This window comes from Bacteroides sp. QWL-09, from assembly GCF_058683585.1.
Window position 1 is genome coordinate 3,119,134 of sequence record NZ_CM178748.1, and the last position, 21,103, is coordinate 3,140,236.

Genomic DNA, 21,103 nt, shown 5'->3' on the forward strand with positions numbered 1-21,103 from the left:
GACTATGATTCTGGAAATTGTGCTTCTAGCGATAAATCTTGCTCATCTTTAATCTCATTTTGAACTGAAGATATTTTTCCATTCTCCATTTTAAGTTCTCCTTCTTCTAGCAAGTATTTAATGGTTAAGGTAAGGTCTTCTTTGCTCGCATTGCTTTTCTTTTCTATGCAAGAAGGAGTTAGGCCTGGTTCACCTTTTAAGATTGCTATAATCTGCTTTTTGAGTGTTTCAAAGGATAGCGTGCCGATGTAATTGGTATGGTCTTTATCTAGACAGATGTCGCATTGACCGCAGTTGTGCTCATTTCTCTCACCAAAATAATGGAGTAAGATCCGGCTTCTACAATGATGTTCGGACGTGACGTATTCCTCCATGGCTTGAATTCGTTTTTCGTATCGACTTTTACGTTCTTCATATATACTCGAACTTATATTTAGATAACGCATTTCTACCCTTTCTCGTGTGTAAACAATGAATGGCGTTTTTTTACGGGGGATGTAATCAATGATGCGTCGTTTGGATAAGGTGATGAGCAAATTATAAATTTCTTCTCGCGTCAATCCTGTACGAATAGAAAGTGTACTTTCGTTAATGTAAACATAATCGGTAAACACCCCGGTATACAAACGTAGAATGTTCTGTATAAGGATATCAGATTCTTTTCCTTGCTCATGTAACTTGTAGAGTTCGTCCCGGTGAATACAAAACATTAATCGGGAAGCATTGTCTTGTTCTTCGGTATATTCTAGATAACCGGCTTGCGTTAGTATCTTTAGAGCACTGTCTACAGGAACCGGGAAATAGTTGAATCGACGGCAAAATTCTTCAAGGTTAAATTCTTTAGTACACCCCAAGCCGTCGCCCATAGCCATTTGATAATAGTATTGGAGATGTTCATAGACTTCTTTAATGTATTTTTTTTCAGGGAATGTATCTGCTATACGTTTGTGTAAAGCTGCTTTGTCTGATTTTGCATAAAGTGATATAGCGTAAGCTTTCTCTCCATCTCTTCCTGCACGACCTGCTTCTTGGAAATAGGCTTCAATGGAATCAGGTAGATCAAAATGAATCACAACCCGTACATCGGGTTTGTCTATTCCCATGCCAAATGCGTTGGTGGCTACCATAACGCGACTATTGCCATTTTGCCATTGCTTTTGACGGATATCCTTTATGCTATTATCAAGGCCGGCATGATAAAATTCGGCTGTAAACCCTTCGTGAGTCAGTAGCTCGGTTATTTCTTTTGTTCGGCGTCTATTACGTACATATATAATGGCACTTCCTGGGATATGTTGTAAGATACGTAATAATTCTCCTGTTTTATTGTCTGTTTGACGAACGATATAAGCTAGATTTTTTCGTTCAAAGCTCATTCGAAAAACGTTCTCTTTGCGGAAATGTAATTTCTCTTGAATGTCTTTTACAACTTCCGGTGTTGCTGTGGCTGTTAATGCAAGTACAGGTGTGTTTGGTAATAGTTCTCTGATCTCAACAATCTTAAGGTAAGCCGGACGAAAATCGTACCCCCACTGTGAAATGCAGTGACTTTCGTCGACTGTAATCATACTGACTTTCATCGAACGGAGCTTGGTGCGAAATATGTCAGTGGCTAATCGCTCTGGAGAAATATAGAGAAACTTGTAATCACCGAATATGCAGTTTTCTAGAGCAATAATAATTTCTTGGCGATTCATTCCGGAATAAATCGCTAAGGCTTTGATCCCCCGTTGTCGAAGATTTTGTACTTGATCCTTCATTAAAGCAATGAGCGGGGTCACAACAATACAAATGCCTTCTTGGGCCAAAGCCGGTACTTGGAAGGTAATAGATTTACCGCCACCCGTGGGCATCAAACCTAATGTATCCTGTCCTTGACCTATACTGGTAATAATCTCTTCCTGTAAATCGCGGAATGAATCATATCCCCAATATTGTTTTAATATCTCTTGATATTTATTCAATGGGCTTAATATCTTCTATCTGTAACTGTATTTCACCTCTTTTGTGAGTGTTTTCTTCAATTGTATAGCAGATGGCAAATGAACGTTTGGTTTTGATGTATCGCACGTGCGAACTTTGTCCAAAGGCGATTCCATTCATGACATTGTTTGACTTATTATCAACGAGTTCAAGCTTGATATGTTCCTGATCTCGACCCACAACTTTACTCGTCCCATAATCATAGACATGTCGTGTGCAGAATATTGGTTTTAAGTTTTCTGGTCCGAAAGGATTGAATTTCTTCAAATCATTGAAGAATTTAGAGGTGATATCTTTAAAGTCGATCTCGGCATCAATGTCGATAACAGCACTTCGTTGTTCGGGTAAAATGTTTTGGGTGACAAATTCTTCAAACCGTTGAGTAAACTGCTCCACATTTTCGACCTTCATCGATAAACCTGCTGCATAAGTATGTCCGCCAAAACTATCTAGTAGATCGCGGCAATATTCAATGGCTTTATAAACATCAAATCCCGAGACTGAACGTGCAGATCCTGTGGCCATGTTGTCGGTTCGAGTCAGTACGACTGCTGGGCGGTAATAGATCTCAGTAAGTCGCGAAGCAACAATGCCGATAACGCCTTTATGCCATTCTTCATTGAATAAGACAATCGATCGCCGGTCAGCCAATCCCTCTAAATTAGCCACAATTTGGTTGGCTTCTTCGGTCATGTTTTTATCGAGATCTTTTCTTGTTTCGTTGTATTGATTAATCTGTCCAGCTTTCTCGAGTGCTATTGAGAAATCTTTTTCGGTCAACAAGTCAACGGCTTCTTTCCCGTTTTGTACTCGTCCGGAAGCATTGATACGTGGCCCTATTTTAAAAACGATATCACTGATTGTGATTTCTTTATCCGCCAATCCGCAGACATCAATAATGGCTTTCATACCTATACTAGGATTGCTATTTAGTTGTTTTAATCCGTGATAGGCCAAGATTCTATTCTCACCCATGATTGGTACGATATCTGAAGCAATGCTTACGGCTACAAGATCTAATAGAGGAATGAGGTGATGAAACTCTATGCCATTGTTCAGAGCGAAAGCTTGCATGAACTTAAAACCGACCCCACATCCTGAGAGGTGAGTGTATGGATAAGTATTATCTTCTCTTTTGGGATTTAAAATGGCATAAGCCGGTGGAAGTACCTCATCTGGCACATGATGATCGCAGATGATAAAGTCGATGCCTTTTTCTTTGGCGTATGAAATTTCTTCTATGGCTTTAATGCCACAATCTAATACAATGATTAGTTTGACCTGGGTATTGGCAGCATAGTCTATTCCGGTTTTTGATACTCCATACCCTTCGTTATATCGATCGGGAATATAGTAATCGATATTTGAATAGAACTGCTGGATGAATTTATAGACTAGAGCAACTGCAGTTGTCCCGTCTACATCATAGTCCCCATAAATCAGAATTCGTTCTTTTTTCCCCATAGCCAGATTTAGGCGTTCTACGGCAATATCCATATCTTTCATAAGAAAAGGATTGTGCAAGTCTGGTAGTTGTGGGCGGAAAAATTTCTTTGCTTCAGAGAGCTTTGTAATGCCTCGTTGTAAAAGCAGTTTTCCTAAGATTGGACTAATCCCTAACTCCCGGGCTAATGCCTCGCTCTGTTCTGTCTTTTCTGGTGTAATGGGTTGATAATTCCATTTGTAGTTCATTTTATATATTGTTTTTCTTTTTCTTGTTCCAGAATGTTAGAGGTAGTTGTCCCCAACAAGCTGTAAAAGTACGAAAAAAACCAAAAGATTTGGAGTGATATGGCGAAAATATTTCAATTGTATTATTGTTTTTACAAAATGGGGCTTATATTGCCATTTACAAAAATGTACTTACTCTTTTGATGTTAATGTTTGATAGAAGAACATAAAAGTGAGAGAGAACTGTTTTAACCCTTTAGGGTTGTAAATTTAAAAAAGACGGAGCTTTTAAATGGCTTCGTCTTTTTTAAATTTGTGTAAATCTTTTTGTTCGTATCTGCAGATCGAACTAATCCATTTTTCAGTGAGCGGTTTCGATTGATGCTTTTCAAGGTCGAATGTAACCATGACGGATTTACATGTGCATTTTATTTCACGAGTTTTTGTGTCAATAACCTGTTGAATCAGATGAAAACTTTTTGTTCCGATTTCTGACACAGCTGTCTGAACAGCAATATGATCGGAAGCTAAAATTTGTGAAACAAAATTAGCTTCAATATGCACCACTACAATAGCATCTTTTTCCCAATCTACATCAGGGCAAACGGATGAAAAATATTCTGTTTTTCCTAAATCATAGAAAGTAAAATACACTGCGTTGTTGACGTGTCCGAATTTATCTACGTCATTAAAACGGAGTTGAATGGGTAGTGTGTGGTGAAAAATCAATTCTTCCATTGTTTTTCCCTTATCTTTTTTATTTTCCGACAAAAGTACTATTTTTGCGTGTTATTCTCAATAGAAAAGAATCAAGAAATGATAGAAGACGTTAAAAAAGCCTGCGAAGTGATGAATGCTGGTGGTGTCATCTTGTACCCTACGGATACCGTTTGGGGCATAGGATGTGATGCCACAAACGAAGATGCGGTTCGCCGTGTTTATGAGATAAAAAAACGTGCTGACAGTAAAGCCATGTTGGTATTAGTTGACACAGCTGTAAAAGTCGATTTCTATGTCAATGATGTCCCTCCTGTGGCATGGGATTTGATTGAGTTATCTGATAAACCACTCACTATCATTTACTCTGATGCTCGAAATTTGGCATCTAATCTATTGGCAGAAGACGGAAGTGTGGGGATTAGAGTAACTAACGAAACATTTTCAAAGCGTCTTTGTCAACAATTTCGTAAAGCTATCGTCTCAACTTCTGCTAATGTGAGTGGCCAACCCGGAGCCGCAAATTTTAGTGAAATTACTGAAGAGATAAAAAATGCTGTAGATTATATTGTGGCGTTTCGGCAAGAAGATATGAGTCGGCCGAGACCATCAAGTATTATAAAATTAGATAAAGGTGGAGTTATAAAGATTATACGTGAATAGATGGAACAGATAAAAATAGAAAAAGAGAGCTTGATACAGAGGTTTATAACGTGGCGTGAGAATAATATTAAAGAAAGGCATTTTATTCTGATACTCAGTTTTCTTGTTGGTATCTGTACAGCATTTGCTGCTTTGTTATTGAAAGTTATTATTCATAAAATACAATTCTTCTTAACAGATAACTTTAATACAACGGAGGCTAACTACCTTTATTTAGTCTATCCGGTCGTTGGTATCTTCTTGGCAGGATGGTTTGTCAGAAACCTTGTTAAAGATGATATTAGTCATGGAGTTACTCGCATACTATATGCTATCTCTAGACGACAAGGGCGAATTAAACGACATAATGTTTGGTCATCTATAATCGCTAGTTCTATCACGATCGGTTTTGGTGGATCAGTTGGAGCGGAGGCACCTATTGTATTAACGGGTTCAGCTATTGGCTCGAATCTTGGTAGCGTGTTTAAGATGGAGCATCGTACGTTGATGTTGTTAGTTGGTTGTGGGGCAGCGGGAGCTATTGCTGGAATCTTTAAAGCACCAATTGCCGGATTGGTGTTCACCTTAGAGGTCTTAATGATCGATTTAACGATGACTTCTTTATTGCCACTACTAATTTCTGCAGTGACTGCTGCTACGGTTTCGTATATCACTACGGGTACTGAGGCGATGTTTAAGTTCCATTTAGATGAAGCTTTTGAATTAGAGCGTATTCCTTATGTTATTTTATTAGGTATTTTTTGCGGACTTGTTTCTTTGTATTTTACCCGCATGATGAACTCAGTAGAAGGACTTTTTGGTAAGTTTTCTAATCCTTATAAAAAATTAGCCTTGGGCGGAGTTGTTCTTAGCATTCTTATTTTTTTATTTCCACCGCTTTATGGTGAAGGTTATGACACCATTGAGCTACTTTTGAATGGTAAAACAGCTGCCGATTGGGATACGGTAATGAATAATTCCATGTTTTATGGTTACGGAAATCTTCTTTTGATTTATTTAATGCTAATTATATTCTTCAAGGTCTTTGCATCAAGCGCAACTAATGGTGGTGGTGGATGTGGTGGTATTTTCGCTCCAACTCTTTATTTAGGTTGTATTGCCGGATTCGTTTTTTCTCATTTTGGGAATGATTTGAATTTGGGATTTTATTTGCCTGAGAATAATTTTGCATTGATGGGAATGGCCGGAGTGATGAGCGGAGTCATGCATGCTCCTTTAACAGGAGTGTTCCTCATAGCCGAATTGACAGGAGGATATGATTTGTTCTTGCCTTTAATGATTGTTTCAGTGAGCTCGTACCTAACTATTATCGTGTTTGAGCCTCATAGCATTTATTCTATGCGTTTGGCTAAAAAAGGACAACTTATTACCCATCATAAAGACAAAGCAGTCCTTACTCTTATGAAAATGGAGAATGTGGTAGAGGACGATTTTATTTCGGTTTACCCGGAAATGGATTTAGGCGAACTGGTAAAAGAGATTGCTACCGCTCATCGTAATGTGTTTCCGGTAGTGGATAAAGAAACGAATGTGTTATTGGGTGTTGTCTTGTTGGATGATATTCGTAATATCATGTTTCGTCAAGAACTCTATCACCGTTTTTATGTCAAGAAGTTAATGACTTCGGCTCCTGCAAAAATTTATAATACGTATAATATGGAGCAAGTTATGCGAATCTTTGATGACACGAAAGCATGGAATCTACCAGTAGTTGACAATGATGGTCGTTATTTGGGGTTTGTATCTAAATCGAAGATATTCAACTCTTATCGTCAAGTACTTGTACATTTCTCTGAAGATTAGATAGAGGTCAATAAATGATTGTAGATGGATTTATAAACATATGAAGAAAGAAGATTTAAAAATTGTATATATGGGCACGCCCGACTTTGCTGTCGAACCTTTACGCCGATTGGTAGAAGGAGGATATCATGTGGTCGGAGTGGTTACAATGCCTGATAAACCAGCTGGTAGGGGACATAAATTGCAGTTTTCTCCGGTTAAAGAATATGCTCTGGAGCATGGCTTGACTTTATTGCAACCTGAGAAACTTAAAGCCGAAGACTTTTTGCAAGATTTATGTGCGTTGAAGGCTGATTTGCAAATTGTTGTTGCCTTTCGTATGTTGCCTGAAGTGGTTTGGAATATGCCTCGTTTAGGAACATTTAATCTTCATGCTTCATTGTTACCTCAATATCGTGGAGCTGCGCCAATTAATTGGGCGGTCATTAATGGAGATACTGAAACTGGGATTACGACTTTCTTCTTAAAACATGAAATTGATACTGGAGCTGTTATCCAGCAAGAGCGTGTGCCCATTGCTGAAGAAGACAATGTTGGTGTGGTTCATGATAAATTGATGAAATTAGGGGGACAGCTTGTGGTAGAGACTGTTGACGCTATTTTGGAAGAGCGTGTGACTTCCATTCCTCAAGAAGAGATGATGAAGAATGAGGACTTAAGATCTGCGCCAAAAATATTTAAAGAGACGTGCCGCATTGATTGGAGTTTACCAACGAAACGGGTTTACAATTTTATTAGGGGATTATCACCTTATCCGGGAGCATGGGCAGAACTCGTTTCACCTCAAGGAGATCTATTGATCGTTAAAATCTTTGAGGCTCAAAAAGAAGATGTTGATCATCAGTTACCTTTTGGAAGTATGCAAACGGATGGTAAACACTTCATTAAGATTGCTGTTGATGGTGGATTTATTATCCCTACAATTTTACAATTTCCCGGCAAGAAAAGATTGAGAAGCGAAGAATTGCTTCGTGGATTTGCATTAACGAATGATTATAAAATGAACCTTTAGGGGTTTAATGAATAAAAAAAGATAAATTTATGAAACCAATTATTTCACCTTCTATTCTTTCAGCTGATTTTGGCTATCTAGCGAAGGATCTTGAGATGATTAATCGTAGTGAGGCCGAATGGGTGCATATCGATATTATGGATGGGGTGTTTGTTCCCAATATCTCTTTTGGATTTCCGGTATTAAAATATGTGGCTCAGTTGACTGATAAACCGTTGGATGTGCATCTGATGATTGTTAATCCGGAGAAGTTTATTCCTGAGGTTAAAGCTCTGGGAGCGCACATTATGAATGTACATTTTGAGGCGTGTCCCCATCTTCATCGGGTGATACAGCAAATCCGTGAAGCAGGCATGCAACCTGCAGTAACGATCAATCCGGCGACTCCGGTTTCTCTGTTAAAGGATATTATAAAGGATGTCTACATGGTTCTAATCATGAGCGTTAATCCCGGATTTGGTGGACAGAAGTTTATTGAACATTCTGTTGATAAGGTGAGGGAACTTCGAGCTTTGATCAATGAAACGGGTTCGAAGGCTTTGATTGAAGTTGATGGTGGAGTGAATCTTGAAACGGCAGCTCGTCTGGTGGAAGCTGGTGCTGACGCCTTAGTGGCTGGAAATGCTATTTTTGGAGCGGAAAATCCAGAAGACATGATTTGCCAATTGAAGCAAGTGTAGTCAATATGCAGTGTTTCCTGCTTTAGTACATAAGTACCCTTTCGTACGTCTTTTAGTACCTTTCGCCTTAGGCATCGGCTGTGGTGACTATTGGTTTGGTGAAAAGTTACCCATCTTTTGGATCGCGTTAATCGGGCTGTTGTGTTTAGTTTCGATGCTGGGTACTTATGTAGTAAAGTCCTATTCAAGGCGTTGGATATTTGGACTGTTAGCTGTTCTCTTTTTCTTCCTAATGGGATGGGTGTGGGGAGGATGCCGATTGGACCGCACTGCTTATGATTTTCCTCAATATCCGTGTGCGTATCGGATACGATTAACCGATTATCCCGTCCCAAAAGAGCATACGGTGATGTGCCGTGCTAAAGTTTATTTTGGCAATGATTCGTTGCATCGTTTTTCTGTAGACAAGAATGTTCTGGTGTATCTGCAAGATGATTCTATGGTCTCTTCTTTGAAAGTGGGCGATGAATTGATGGCTTATTGCCGCCTAGAACTTCCTCATCATAATGGTAATCCCGATGAATTTGATTATGCTCGATACTTGTTACACAAGGATGTGAGTGGCATTGGTTTTGTTCCTTGTGGGCAATGGCAAAGGTGTGATGATGGTCATCATGCAAATTCCTTTCAAGATCAAGCTTTGATTTGCCGTAACAAATTATTGATATGGTATCGGCAATTGGGATTCAGTGGGGATGAGTTTGCTATTCTTTCTGCCTTGACTGTAGGGTATAAAGATGAACTGAGTGCAGATATGCGTCAACGCTTTTCGGTAGCGGGGGTGAATCATGTTTTGGCATTGTCCGGTTTCCATATTGCTTTGCTATCGGCTTTGTTGGCTTTTGTGTTTAAACGTCTATTTTATCGATGGAAAAATGGACGGCTTTTTTCTGCATTCTTTACTGTGTTGTTTTTGTGGGGATTTGGTTTTCTAACCGGACTTTCTGTTTCTGTTATCCGTTCTGTTCTGATGTTTTCTTTTCTGACGGTTGCTTTTATTTTTGGACGTCGGTCGATTACGTTGAATACGGTAGCAGCGACGGCTTTTTTTATGTTGATTTACTCTCCTCTCTGGCTTTTTGATGTTGGGTTCCAGCTTTCTTTTAGTGCTGTGATTGCCATTGTGCTGTTTCAACCTAGTTTATCTGGGATGCTGAATTGTATTAGACTTAAAAATAAGTACATAAATGGTTTATTGAGTACTTCTTTAGCGGCTCAACTGGGTACATTCCCTTTAGTTTTATTCTATTTTTCGCAGTTCTCAACTCATTTTTTATTATCTAATCTATTGGTGATTCCTTTAGTGACATTTATCGTCTATCTAGCCGTTTTGATGTTGCTCGTTTCTCCCTTTCATTTAGTTAGCCTGATGGTCGCTTCCCTTCTTAAAGAATGTATAAGATTTCTGGAATCGATCGTTTCTTGGATTGAAACGCTTCCTTGCGCCTCGATTAATCGAATTTGGGTTAACGGAATAGAAGTGATGTGGATTTATTTATTGATGAGTATCTTGTTCTTCTTTTTTTGTTTTCGAAAAGGAAAGATCTTAATCTTCTTCTTAGTAAGTTGTTTGTTTTTAATGGGTTATCATTCTTATGTGAACTATTCAAATAAGATAGGATCTTCAATTTTATTCTATACTATAAAAAATAGCTCAGTTGTTCATTGCGTTTGCAACGATCGGCATTCTTATATTGTTAGTTTAGAGGATAGCGTAAATAACGCTGAACGTATAGAAAAAGTTGTTGGCCGTTATTGGATTCGTGTTGGTTTAAAAAAACCGCAATTTGTTTCATCCAATTTTAAAGGTAAGTATGTTACGGTTGATCATGGACTTATTCAATTTTCAAAATATCGAGTCGCTATGATTGGAGATAAGAGTTGGAAGAATTTAAAAGTTGACTCTCCGTTATCTATTGATTATCTCTATTTGTGTAAAGGTTATAATGGGACATTGGAACAATTGCTGACCTTCTTCCGTCCACGATGTGTGATTGTGGATCGTTCTTTCCCTAATTATCTTCAAAGTGAGGTGATTCGGACGTGTCAAGGTCATTCATTACCGTTTAGATTATTGGGCAAAGAAGGTTCTGTCTCATTTTTGCTTTAAGTATCAAGAATTATCGTATTTTTGCAGTTAAAATAAACAGAAATGCTGACTAAAGTTATTGACCAAACTAAAATAGATCATTTTGAGAAGTGGATAGATCGTGCTGATAAAATCGTTATTGTGTCGCATGTGAGTCCGGATGGAGATGCTATTGGAGCTTCTTTAGGACTATATCACTTCCTTAATTCTTTGGAAAAAACGGTTAATGTGATTGTACCGAATGCTTTTCCTGATTTTCTAAAATGGATGCCTGGAAGCAAAGATATTTTGTTGTACGATCGTTATCAAGAATTTGCCGATAAACTCATTGCTGAGGCGGATGTGATTTGTTGCTTAGATTTTAATGCGATTAAACGTGTAGATGAAATGGCGACAGCCGTGGCTTCCTCTCCGGCAAGAAAAGCAATGGTTGATCATCATTTGCATCCTGAAGAGTTTTGCCAGATCGTGATGTCTTATCCACACATCTCTTCAACTTCAGAGCTTATCTTTCGTCTAATTTGTCGTTTAGGAGCTTTTAGTGATATCACAAAGGAATGTGCTGAGTGCATTTATACGGGTATGATGACTGATACGGGAAGTTTTACCTATAATTCGAATAATCAGGAAATCTATTTTATCATTAGCGAACTACTTTCTAAAGGTATTGATAAAGATGATATTTACCGGAAAGTTTATAATACGTATTCTGAAAGTCGATTGCGGTTGATGGGATATGTGTTATCAAATATGAAGGTCTATAAGAACCACAACGCTGCCTTGATCTCTTTAAGAAAAGATGAGCAAAGTCAGTTTGATTATATCAAAGGGGATAGTGAAGGTTTTGTGAATATTCCATTGTCTATAAAGGATGTTCGTTTTTCTTGTTTCTTACGTGAAGATACTGAGAAACGTATGATAAAGATCTCTTTACGATCGGTCGGAAAATTCCCATGCAATCGCTTAGCAGCCGATTTCTTTAATGGTGGTGGCCATTTAAATGCTTCCGGTGGAGAGTTTTATGGAACGATGGAAGAAGCTATGGATACTTTTGAAAAGGCTTTGGAAAAATACAAATCTTTATTGACTGCCGAAGAGAACGAAACCTATGGTTAAAAGTTTCTCTTCAAAGGTTAAAAGATTAGAACTTTCAACTTGATACACTCTTTTTTTAGTGATTTTAAAATACATTTGTGCGAAACATAGTTAATTAACAGAAATGAAAAACCTTATCGTATTATTTTTTTCTCTATTTATCATTGGAAGCCTTTTTCAGGCATGTGATAACACGAAAACTTATGCTGAAATGCTTGATGAAGAGAGAAATGCGGTCGATTTATTTATGAAAGATCAGAACATTACAGTGATTTCAAAAGATGAGTTTGAAAAGGATACTGTAACCGATCTTTCTAAAAATGAATATGTCTCTTTCTCTAATGGTGTATATTTGCAAATTATTGATCGGGGTGTTGAACAGAAAATCGATACTTTTGCGACTAACGATGAAATTTGTGTGCGTTATGTCGAACAAAATATTTCAACCCGCGATACAGCTACATTTAACGTATTCTTGCCTGAATTTGCCGATGCACCTCAGTACTATATGATGCCTGCTGTATTCCGTTACGTTGTTGATGCAACAACATCATATGGCACATTTTTAGAGATGAATTATCTTTGGGCGAAAGCTTATAACTCAACAGTGGTTCCTTCCGGATGGCTCTTGGCATTGCCTTATTTGAGAAATGAGGCCCATGTGAAGCTTATTGTTCCGTCTAAGATGGGACATAATACTGCTCAACAGTATGTTACTCCTTATTTTTATGACATTCGATCATTTGAAAAGGCCAAAAACTGACACAACATCAAATAATATTTTATTTTTATGACTCTAATTAAATCTATCTCTGGAATCCGCGGTACAATTGGCGGAAAAGCGGGTGAAGGCTTAAATCCACTCGACATTGTTAAATTTACATCGGCTTATGCTACTTTAATACGCAAAACTTGTCAATCTAAAAGTAATAAGATTGTTGTGGGCCGTGATGCTCGTATTTCGGGCGAAATGGTGAAAAACGTGGTAGTCGGTACCCTTATGGGTATGGGATGGGATGTGATCGATATTGATCTAGCTTCTACTCCAACGACTGAATTAGCGGTGACTATGGAAGGTGCTTGTGGTGGTATCATTTTAACAGCATCGCACAATCCTAAACAATGGAATGCTCTGAAATTATTGAATGAGCATGGAGAATTCTTAAATGCAGCTGAAGGAGAAGAAGTTCTTCGTATTGCTGAGGCTGAAGAATTCGATTTTGCAGATGTTGACCATATGGGGTCTTACCGTCAGGATTTGACCTATAATCAAAAACATATCGATAGCGTTCTTGCTCTGAAACTAGTAGACGTTGAGGCCATTAAGAAAGCTAACTTTAGAGTGGCTATTGATTGCGTGAACTCTGTTGGTGGTATGGTGTTGCCGGATTTATTACAACAGTTAGGCGTTCAACACGTTGAAAAGTTATATTGTGAACCTACCGGACATTTTGCTCATAATCCCGAACCGCTTGAGAAGAACTTGGGCGATATTATGGATTTGATGAAACAAGGCAAAGCAGATGTTGCTTTTGTGGTGGATCCGGATGTAGACCGATTGGCTATGATCTCCGAAAATGGAGCAATGTATGGTGAAGAATATACTTTGGTTACTGTGGCCGATTACGTTCTGAAACATACTCCGGGTAATACGGTTTCTAATCTTAGCTCTACGAGAGCATTGCGCGATGTGACTCGCAAATACGGTATGGAGTATAATGCTTCGGCTGTTGGTGAAGTAAACGTTGTGACAAAGATGAAAGCCACCCATGCGGTGATTGGTGGTGAAGGTAATGGCGGGGTGATCTATCCTGAAAGCCACTATGGTCGTGATGCATTAGTTGGTATTGCATTATTCTTGAGTCATTTGGCTCATGAAGGTAAAAAAGTGAGTGAACTTCGTGCTCAGTATCCGGTTTATTTCATGGCAAAGAATCGTGTGGATTTGACTCCGGACATTAATGTGGATGCCATCCTTGCAAAAGTTAAAGAAATCTATCGTGATGAAGAAATTAATGATATTGATGGGGTGAAGATCGATTTTGCCGATCAATGGGTTCATCTTCGGAAGAGTAATACAGAACCGATTATTCGTGTATACAGTGAAGCCGCAACGGCTGAAGCTGCTGAAGAGATCGGTCATCAGATTATGAACGTCATTTATGATTTAGCTAAAAAATAACAAATCATATATTTTATCAGTTAAAAAAGGGAGCATCTTTAATTAAAGAGCTCCCTTCTTTTTTGCGAATTTACGACTTCTTCAGTATATTGTCAGCCTATTCTCAATACGTTTATTTGATGGAAGAGATGGCGTTAATGTGATTGAAGAGCGAATAGGCCATGAGACTAGATGATTGTTTAATGAGATGATCTTATTTAAATTATTTACAGAAGTATTATTATGAGATATATCGAACATATTTTTAGAGGAACTGAAAACGAGTTAGAGGATTGGAAGAAATTGTTAGGTGGGAAGATCAATGGCAATACGCTATATGTTCCAGAAGGGACAATTAAGGAATATAAGTTTGATAGTCATAAAATCATTATAATACGTCTACTCTTGACAGAAGAGATTAATGCTATGCGGATTATGGATAAGTCGTCTCTATATTATCCTATTATATTCTCGGAATGCTTAACATTTGAACCTGGGGATGTTGGGAAGACCCGAGCTACATTTTCGAAATCTCTCTCTACGGGTATTTATTTCTCAAACGAGAAAGCTTTGATCCAATTTCCAAAGGGGCAAGAATTAAGTCTTATTTTGTTTCGGGTACGTCATGAATCTTTTGAACGAGTGCTACCTGAGAAGCATGATTTTTTAAAGTATATACAGACAGACGATTCTTATTTCTTTTATGAATCCATTAGCGTAGAAATGAAAATTCTTATGCAGCATTTGCAAAATTGTGTGTTGCCAGAGAAATTAGATTATGAATTTGCTTGTGCGCGGTCGTGGGAATTATTTCTGTTGTTTGCTGATAAATTCTTTTATCAACGGAAGAACAGATACAAACAGATTGATAAACAGCTCCTACAAAAATTGCAACATGTCAAAGAATTTATGTTGAGCGATCTATCTTCACCTAAAAGTATCGAGGAACTAACCCAGTTTTGTGGTATGAGTGCTACAAAGCTAAGAGCTTCTTTTAAAGAGATATATGGAATGACCATTTACAATCTTTTCCAAGAGCATCGGATGGAGAAAGCTAGGGAATTATTATTAGAAGGAGATAAAAGTGTGAGTGAGGTCGCCTATATGTTGGGATATACACACTTGGGGCATTTTACAGGAGCCTTTAAACATAAATATAAATGTTTACCCAAACATTTCAAGCCTTAATCTTTACCTTTCTATAATTGTTGTTTTGGGACAAAGAAATGGTGTTTTGTGAGAATGTGGTTTTTCATGAAGCGCTATTTTTGCATTGTCTTAAAATAATAAAGATTATGTCATCAAATCAACTTTTAGAGAAAATAGAAGAAGTCAGGAGTCTCCAGAATAAGAAAGTGATCGGGCAAGAGCACCTCACGGATGCCCTGCTTATATCGTTATTATGTGAAGGTCATCTCCTTATAGAGGGGCTTCCGGGTCTTGCTAAAACCAGAGCTGTAAAACATTTCTCAGAATGTATCTCTGGGCGATTTAGACGCATTCAGTTTACTCCTGATATGTTACCGTCGGATATAACCGGAAATGATATTTATGATCCGGCTACTTTGTCTTTCAAGTTTACTCAAGGTCCTGTATTCGGTAATATCATATTAGCAGATGAAATAAACCGAGCTCCGGCGAAAGTCCAATCAGCTTTATTGGAAGCCATGCAGGAGGGACAAATAACCATAAACGGAAGGTCGTATCAGTTGCCATCTCCTTTTTTAGTTATGGCAACACAAAACCCTAAAGATCAGGAAGGTACGTTCGATCTTCCTGAAGCTCAACGAGATCGTTTCCTCATGAATATTGTTTTATCTTATCCTTCAGAACAGGAAGAGTTAGAAGTGCTTCGTCTTGTGAGGAATGAGGAGCAAGAGGATTCGACTATATCTTTTCTGCCTTGCAGTATCGAAGAGATCAAACAGATACAGGATACAATCAGGAAAGTATATGTTTCGGATGTGATAGAACAGTACATGGTTCGATTAGTCCAATCCACGAGACCGGAGTCTGCAAGCGATCGACAAGATATGGGTTTAGATGGAATTATAGTGTATGGAGCTGGTCCGCGAGCAACTTTGGCATTAGATAGCTGCGCTCGTGCAATGGCTTGGATTTCGGGGCGAGATTTTGTAACAGGAGATGATGTGAAACAAGTTGCCAAGAATGTTTTACGTCACCGAATTAAATTATCATTGAAAGCTTTCCATGAAGGCTGGGATGTCGACAAGGTGCTAGATAAGTTACTCTTAAGCGTCACTTTATCATGAAAGTCAGGATTCAAGTAGAAGCTGAAGAATTACTTTCGTATAAATATAGATTAAATTCAACAGAGGTATTCCCGACCTCTTTGTCTTCTTTACTAGGTAATGGTTATTCTGGCTTAAAAGGGAGTGGAAGTGATCTTTACGGCATACGAGAATATCAGCATGGGGATAACTACAAACGGGTTAATCGACAGGCTACAGCACGCACCGGAATTATTCATTTAAATGAATACTTGGAAGATCGGCTATTGTCTGCTTACCTGCTGATCGATCAGTCTAGTCCGTTATTCTTTAGTTCCACTTATGTTATGAAATCAGTCATCGCTGCTAGAAGGGGAGCTGAAACATTATTTTCTTATTTAAAAAATGGACATCGGGTCAGTGGAGATGTTTTTAATGAGCATGCTCATGCTACTCTGCCTCTAACTAGCAGTGAGGTCACTTCAGAAGAGTGGATTATGCAGGTTGCTAAATTTAATCAAATGTTACTTTGTAAACAGAAGATTAGTAAAGGAAATGCTTTATCAGAGGCTTTGGCACGCGCTCTAGAAGCTGGAATCTCTGGGCGAGAACTATATGTCTTCAGTGATTTTATGTTTTATAAAGGTGCTGAATTGATGGATCTACTCACAACCTTGCGAGGGAATAATCGAATTTATTTAATTCAAGTGACTGATCAGTTAGAAGAAAATCCTCCTTTGAAACAATGGCTGAGTAATGGGACAAATGAGTTTATATTGCGCAGCGAAGAGGAACGAGAAAAATATAAAACACTTAGAGAAACTAAAAAGCAGCGAATCATGAGTTTCTCAAGACAAAATGATATTGTATTCACTGAATTTTTTACATAAATATGCTTCCTGAACTTCATCCTTATTTAGACAGGGAATATACACTGTGGTATCCCTATGTCTATCTGGCTTTTTTATTTGTTCTGATTGTAGGAGGGTTATTTCTTATCTATCGGTTGATAAAAAAATACCAATCGAATCGTCCTTTAAGAAAATCGGTTCGTCTTCTCTCTTCTTCTACCCGTATAGAAGATGATGTCGACTTTTTAAAGTTTGTGGCTCTTGAGATGTTCTCTATGACTTGTTTTTCTTTTGAAACCCCATACTCATATCCATGTGAAGAATGGCTAAAATCAATCTCGAATGGAAAGGTCAATTTTACAGTCAAGCCTTATCGTCTTCTATTAGATGCCTCTCTGCAGCCTTCGGAATCTATTCCTCAGCTGACAAATGTGGAACGAGAGTTAATAATCAAAAACGCCATTCAATTAATTCGTAGGAAATATGTATAAACTGCTTTATCCGGAATGCCTTTTATTATTGGTACTTCCTTTTATCTTGCTATTGTTTCCACCTTTACGATGGAAACATCGTTCTTTGCGTTTTCCGGCGACTGATACGATAGGAACCGTTGCTCGCCTTAACTCCACAGCTAGCAAGAAATTGATTCGATTATTGAAGTGGATTTTTTTGTATATGGGGTGGATGGCTTGGTGTGTGGCTTTGTGTGCTCCGGTTTTTATTCCTCATCCGGAAAAAGAAATAAAGGAACAACGTAATATTCTATTGGCTACCGATATTTCATTGAGTATGGATACTCGTGATTGGCATAGCTTGACGGATGGCAAGCCGATCTCAAGATGGGATGCGGTGAAGAAGATGACAGCTTATTTTATTGACGCGCGAAAAGGAGATCGTTTTGCACATGTGGTCTTTGGACAAGAGGCGTATTTGCAAGTTCCATTTACGCAAGATCCGCAAGTGATTATTCAGATGCAAGATAAAATACAATTAGGTGATGCTGGTCCCAAAACGTCTATAGGTAATGCTATTGCTGTTGGAATAAAACATTTTCAGAGTGACTCAATAACTCGTAAAATGATGTTACTGATTACGGATGGATTAGATACGCAAGATGGCATTTCTCCAATACAGATGGCTGAGGTCGCAGCAAAAGATTCTGTTCGAATCTATACGATTGCAATGGGAAGTCCTGAAGAAGGCTTCGGAAACGTTAATCATCAACAACTAAAACAAATAGCATCATTGACTGGTGGAAAGTCCTTTTCCGCTTCTTCGCTTTCGGAGTTGAAAAATGTATTTAAGGCAATTGATGCAACCGAACCTATTGAATATGAGATAAAAAAGGAACTTCCAATGCGTCCGCTTTATCCGTATCCCTTAGCTCTGGCTTTATGTGTGTTCGGAATAGCAATTATAACAAACTTTATAAAGGATTTGAGATGAATGATTTTCATTTTTTACGACCTACGCTTTTATGGCTTTTAATTATTCCTCTTGTTTATTTAATAGGAAGACTTTTTATCCAATATAAGAGAAACCATATACGATATATCGTCCCGGAAATGATTCCTTATCTGACTAATGCGTCAAATGGATATAAAGAACTCTTGTTCAGCCTTTTGCCTGTTTTGGGATTGGCAGTTGGCATTGTGGCATTAGCCGCTCCTGTTTGGGAAAAGACAGTTGTTAAACTTCCCCAGCAACAGTCTCTTTCAATTGTCATCAATTTGCCCGGAAACTGTTCGACGAATGACGTTGTGCAAATGAAGGTCGCAACTTACCATCTATTAGATTCCTTAGAGACCCAAAATGTCTCTTTGTCAGTACAAAGTGGATCTGCTCATCTATTAATACCATATACTAAAGATTATAGGTTGATACGCACTTATGTTGAGTTTATTTCTCCAGAGATCATGCCTCTGAGGGGAGATCATTTAGAGGAAATAGTAAGGGTGACAACTCCTCCATCAACAACGTCATTTCATTCAGTTGTGTATGTTACTCCCATGATGTCTGAAGATAAAGCTGAGTTATGGAAAAAGACCGTGTTGCAAGCCGATTATAAGGTGGCGCTCACGACACAGAGGAGTCTTGTGACCGATTCCGTCAATTTTATTTTTGCGGATGCTGATAATAAAGGCATCGGGACTCTTATGTGTTCAGTGAAAAAAAAGGCAGATGAGAAAATGCAGGAGAAGGCTTTGAAAGATAGTACTCAGTGGAAGGATAGAGGATATTTGTTGTGTATCCCTGCGACTTTGCTATTGCTTCCTCTTTTTTTTAGATACAAGAAAAGTTTATTCTTAATCATAGGTTTGTGTTTCTCCTCGTGTTCTTATACTCATCAGATGTGGAATGAAGCACAAGTAAACCTTGCTTTAATGAAAGAAGATACGTTAGAGGCTATTCGTCTTTCGGACGATCCTTTTCGGAAAGGAATGTTGTGGGTTGAGCAAAAAGAATATCAGAAAGCTGCTCAGGAATTTGCAAAAGACACAACTTGTGAAGCTTTATATAATCGAGGACAATCTATTTATCGGAATGGCTATTTTGTAGAAGCTCTCTCTTTGCTGAGAGAAGTTGAGAATAAACGTCCGGAATGGGAGTTTGTCAGTGCTGATATTAAAGTGATTGAAAATCTAATTGCCTCAGGGATAACCAATAGCTCTTCACAAAAGAAATGGAGTGAGGAGAGTGACTCAGACCGTTTCGAAAAAGATCGAGATAAGGAAAAAAACGGTCATGAAACGGAACTCTGGGCTGATAAATTGGTGAATGAAACACCCGAGAATATGAACTATTCCAAAGATAAATCGCCTAAGCAGAGTGAGGTCTTGTTCCGGCAAATAGAGAATAATCCAAAAGAGTTTATAAAAAGAAGATTACAATATGAATATATGCATAAGGAATAATGAACGTTTGCGAGTTTTTAGTACTCTTATTTTGTTTCTATGTTCGCAAATATTAATGGGGGCCGATACTTTTACTCGTTGTCGGATCGGAAAGAGTAAATTACAGTGGGGCGAAGCTTGCCACATTACTTTAGAAGTCTATACTCGCACATGGTTTACGGAAGGAGTATCTTTTCCTACTATGAGCGGGCAAAATGGGGTTTTGCTCAAACAAGACCGGAGTTATACCTCTTCAGAAACCATTAATGGAGAACGTTATAGCGTCATTGCCCAAGATTATTTGTATTATCCACTTAGTGTTGGCAGACAAGGGATTCGATTTGATGGTATTGAAGTACAAACTCCTCCTGTCGGTGAATATAAAGGCAAAAAGCAATCTTTGAGCTTTTCGCCAAAAACGATAGAGGTCTCTACTGCTGATGCACAAAACCTAAGGCAAACAACAGCTTTAAGATTAAAAACAACGCAGCATTTTGAGATGCCCGATACTCTTAGAGTTGGAGATGTCGTAACACGACATATAGAATATGTTGCATCGGGTGTTCCTGCTGCATTCATTGTTATGCCGGAATTCAAAGATACATTAAGTTATGCTCGTCTTGTTCAAGAACAACCGGTATATCTTACGGAACTACGTGATGGTCAGGTGGTGGGGCGGGCGACTCAAAAAATCTTGTACCAGTTGATAGACTCCGGTACTTTTACATTACCTTTTGTGGAGGTCGATTATTGGTTATCGAAGAGCAGGCGAATGGAAAGACTTATTTTAAAAGATAAAGAGATCCATGTACTTCCTTCGGTCTATCGTCCTGATATTTTCCCTGAATTTACAGCGTCAGAGCCAGAAGATTTAGTGAGTAGAGAAAGACTGAAAAGGATGATTCGGGTTGGAGTTATTTTGGCCCTATGTAGTTTTCTACTGTATGTCGTCCATCACCGAAAGTCTATCTGTGGAAATATGTATTGGCAAATGCTTAAGTCTTCTGATTACCCACAGCTATATGATATACTTTATCGATATGCGCGATCCTTACATTATGATAATTTCCAATCCTTGGCTGATGAATATGCCAATCTTCAAAGATGGTATAGCACATTTGGTATTAAGCTATTTAAAGAAGGATATTCTGGAAGAGTGAGTTGGAGGGTTAGGATTCGATTATTTTACGCCCTAATCGTCCGACGTGTTCATTGATTCTTAGTTCTATTCGGAAAACGTGATGTGTTTTGAA

18 protein-coding genes are annotated in these 21,103 nt (G+C 38.3%); 15 read left to right on the forward strand and 3 right to left on the reverse strand.

The annotated features are described in order from the left end of the window. Positions 1 to 2: 2 nt before the first annotated feature. The 3 genes from AC4PG5_RS12520 to AC4PG5_RS12530 form a co-directional block, all read right to left on the reverse strand. Positions 3 to 1,964, reverse strand: coding sequence for a RecQ family ATP-dependent DNA helicase (locus tag AC4PG5_RS12520; RefSeq protein WP_492029192.1), 1,962 nt, complete (start codon positions 1,962 to 1,964; stop codon positions 3 to 5). Continuing rightward, positions 1,957 to 3,675 carry a single-stranded-DNA-specific exonuclease RecJ gene (gene recJ, locus AC4PG5_RS12525; protein ID WP_492029193.1) on the reverse strand — a complete coding sequence of 573 codons (1,719 nt, stop codon included), beginning with the start codon at positions 3,673 to 3,675 and terminating at the stop codon, positions 1,957 to 1,959. Before recJ ends, AC4PG5_RS12520 begins: the two co-directional genes overlap by 8 nt. Before the next feature lie 267 nt (positions 3,676 to 3,942). Continuing rightward, positions 3,943 to 4,392: an acyl-CoA thioesterase gene (locus AC4PG5_RS12530; RefSeq protein WP_492029194.1), complete on the reverse strand. Its 450-nt coding sequence runs from the start codon at positions 4,390 to 4,392 to the stop codon at positions 3,943 to 3,945. Positions 4,393 to 4,470: 78 nt separating this feature from the next. On the opposite strand from AC4PG5_RS12530, the gene AC4PG5_RS12535 reads away from it, so the two are divergent. The 15 genes from AC4PG5_RS12535 (at position 4,471) to AC4PG5_RS12605 (ending at position 21,066) form a co-directional block, all read left to right on the forward strand. After that, positions 4,471 to 5,034: an L-threonylcarbamoyladenylate synthase gene (locus tag AC4PG5_RS12535; protein WP_492029195.1), complete on the forward strand. Its 564-nt coding sequence runs from the start codon at positions 4,471 to 4,473 to the stop codon at positions 5,032 to 5,034. A 9-nt stretch (positions 5,035 to 5,043) separates the two neighbouring features. Continuing rightward, positions 5,044 to 6,837 (forward strand): chloride channel protein, encoded by a 1,794-nt coding sequence (locus AC4PG5_RS12540; protein WP_492030763.1) that lies wholly within the window; start codon positions 5,044 to 5,046, stop codon positions 6,835 to 6,837. 40 nt (positions 6,838 to 6,877) lie between these two features. Then, the gene (gene fmt / locus AC4PG5_RS12545; protein WP_492029196.1) at positions 6,878 to 7,849 is read left to right on the forward strand and encodes a methionyl-tRNA formyltransferase; all 972 of its coding nucleotides are present in this window, start codon (positions 6,878 to 6,880) and stop codon (positions 7,847 to 7,849) included. A gap of 29 nt (positions 7,850 to 7,878) precedes the next feature. Next, on the forward strand, positions 7,879 to 8,529 hold the full coding sequence (gene rpe / locus AC4PG5_RS12550; protein ID WP_492029197.1) for a ribulose-phosphate 3-epimerase: 651 nt from the start codon (positions 7,879 to 7,881) through the stop codon (positions 8,527 to 8,529). Between the two features lie 10 nt (positions 8,530 to 8,539). After that, positions 8,540 to 10,639: a ComEC/Rec2 family competence protein gene (locus AC4PG5_RS12555; RefSeq protein ID WP_492029198.1), complete on the forward strand. Its 2,100-nt coding sequence runs from the start codon at positions 8,540 to 8,542 to the stop codon at positions 10,637 to 10,639. A gap of 42 nt (positions 10,640 to 10,681) precedes the next feature. Continuing rightward, positions 10,682 to 11,734 (forward strand): DHH family phosphoesterase, encoded by a 1,053-nt coding sequence (locus tag AC4PG5_RS12560; RefSeq protein WP_492029199.1) that lies wholly within the window; start codon positions 10,682 to 10,684, stop codon positions 11,732 to 11,734. A 103-nt stretch (positions 11,735 to 11,837) separates the two neighbouring features. Beyond that, positions 11,838 to 12,476, forward strand: a complete 639-nt coding sequence (bamK, locus tag AC4PG5_RS12565; RefSeq protein ID WP_492029200.1) for a BamK family beta-barrel-assembly machinery protein — start codon at positions 11,838 to 11,840, stop codon at positions 12,474 to 12,476. Positions 12,477 to 12,503: 27 nt separating this feature from the next. After that, positions 12,504 to 13,895, forward strand: coding sequence for a phosphoglucosamine mutase (gene glmM / locus AC4PG5_RS12570; RefSeq protein WP_492029201.1), 1,392 nt, complete (start codon positions 12,504 to 12,506; stop codon positions 13,893 to 13,895). Between the two features lie 222 nt (positions 13,896 to 14,117). Beyond that, positions 14,118 to 15,062 carry a helix-turn-helix transcriptional regulator gene (locus AC4PG5_RS12575; protein WP_492029202.1) on the forward strand — a complete coding sequence of 315 codons (945 nt, stop codon included), beginning with the start codon at positions 14,118 to 14,120 and terminating at the stop codon, positions 15,060 to 15,062. Between the two features lie 107 nt (positions 15,063 to 15,169). Further along, positions 15,170 to 16,147: an AAA family ATPase gene (locus AC4PG5_RS12580; protein ID WP_492029203.1), complete on the forward strand. Its 978-nt coding sequence runs from the start codon at positions 15,170 to 15,172 to the stop codon at positions 16,145 to 16,147. Continuing rightward, positions 16,144 to 16,995: a DUF58 domain-containing protein gene (locus tag AC4PG5_RS12585; protein ID WP_492029204.1), complete on the forward strand. Its 852-nt coding sequence runs from the start codon at positions 16,144 to 16,146 to the stop codon at positions 16,993 to 16,995. The genes AC4PG5_RS12580 and AC4PG5_RS12585 overlap by 4 nt, the downstream gene beginning before the upstream one ends. Before the next feature lie 2 nt (positions 16,996 to 16,997). Next, positions 16,998 to 17,447, forward strand: coding sequence for a hypothetical protein (locus AC4PG5_RS12590; RefSeq protein WP_492029205.1), 450 nt, complete (start codon positions 16,998 to 17,000; stop codon positions 17,445 to 17,447). Continuing rightward, positions 17,440 to 18,402 (forward strand): VWA domain-containing protein, encoded by a 963-nt coding sequence (locus AC4PG5_RS12595; protein WP_492029206.1) that lies wholly within the window; start codon positions 17,440 to 17,442, stop codon positions 18,400 to 18,402. Before AC4PG5_RS12590 ends, AC4PG5_RS12595 begins: the two co-directional genes overlap by 8 nt. A 119-nt stretch (positions 18,403 to 18,521) precedes the next feature. Then, entirely contained in the window at positions 18,522 to 19,871 is a 1,350-nt protein-coding gene (locus tag AC4PG5_RS12600) for a tetratricopeptide repeat protein (RefSeq protein WP_492029207.1), read from the forward strand. Further along, positions 19,849 to 21,066 carry a hypothetical protein gene (locus AC4PG5_RS12605; protein ID WP_492029208.1) on the forward strand — a complete coding sequence of 406 codons (1,218 nt, stop codon included), beginning with the start codon at positions 19,849 to 19,851 and terminating at the stop codon, positions 21,064 to 21,066. The genes AC4PG5_RS12600 and AC4PG5_RS12605 overlap by 23 nt, the downstream gene beginning before the upstream one ends. The last annotated feature ends 37 nt before the right edge of the window (positions 21,067 to 21,103 follow it).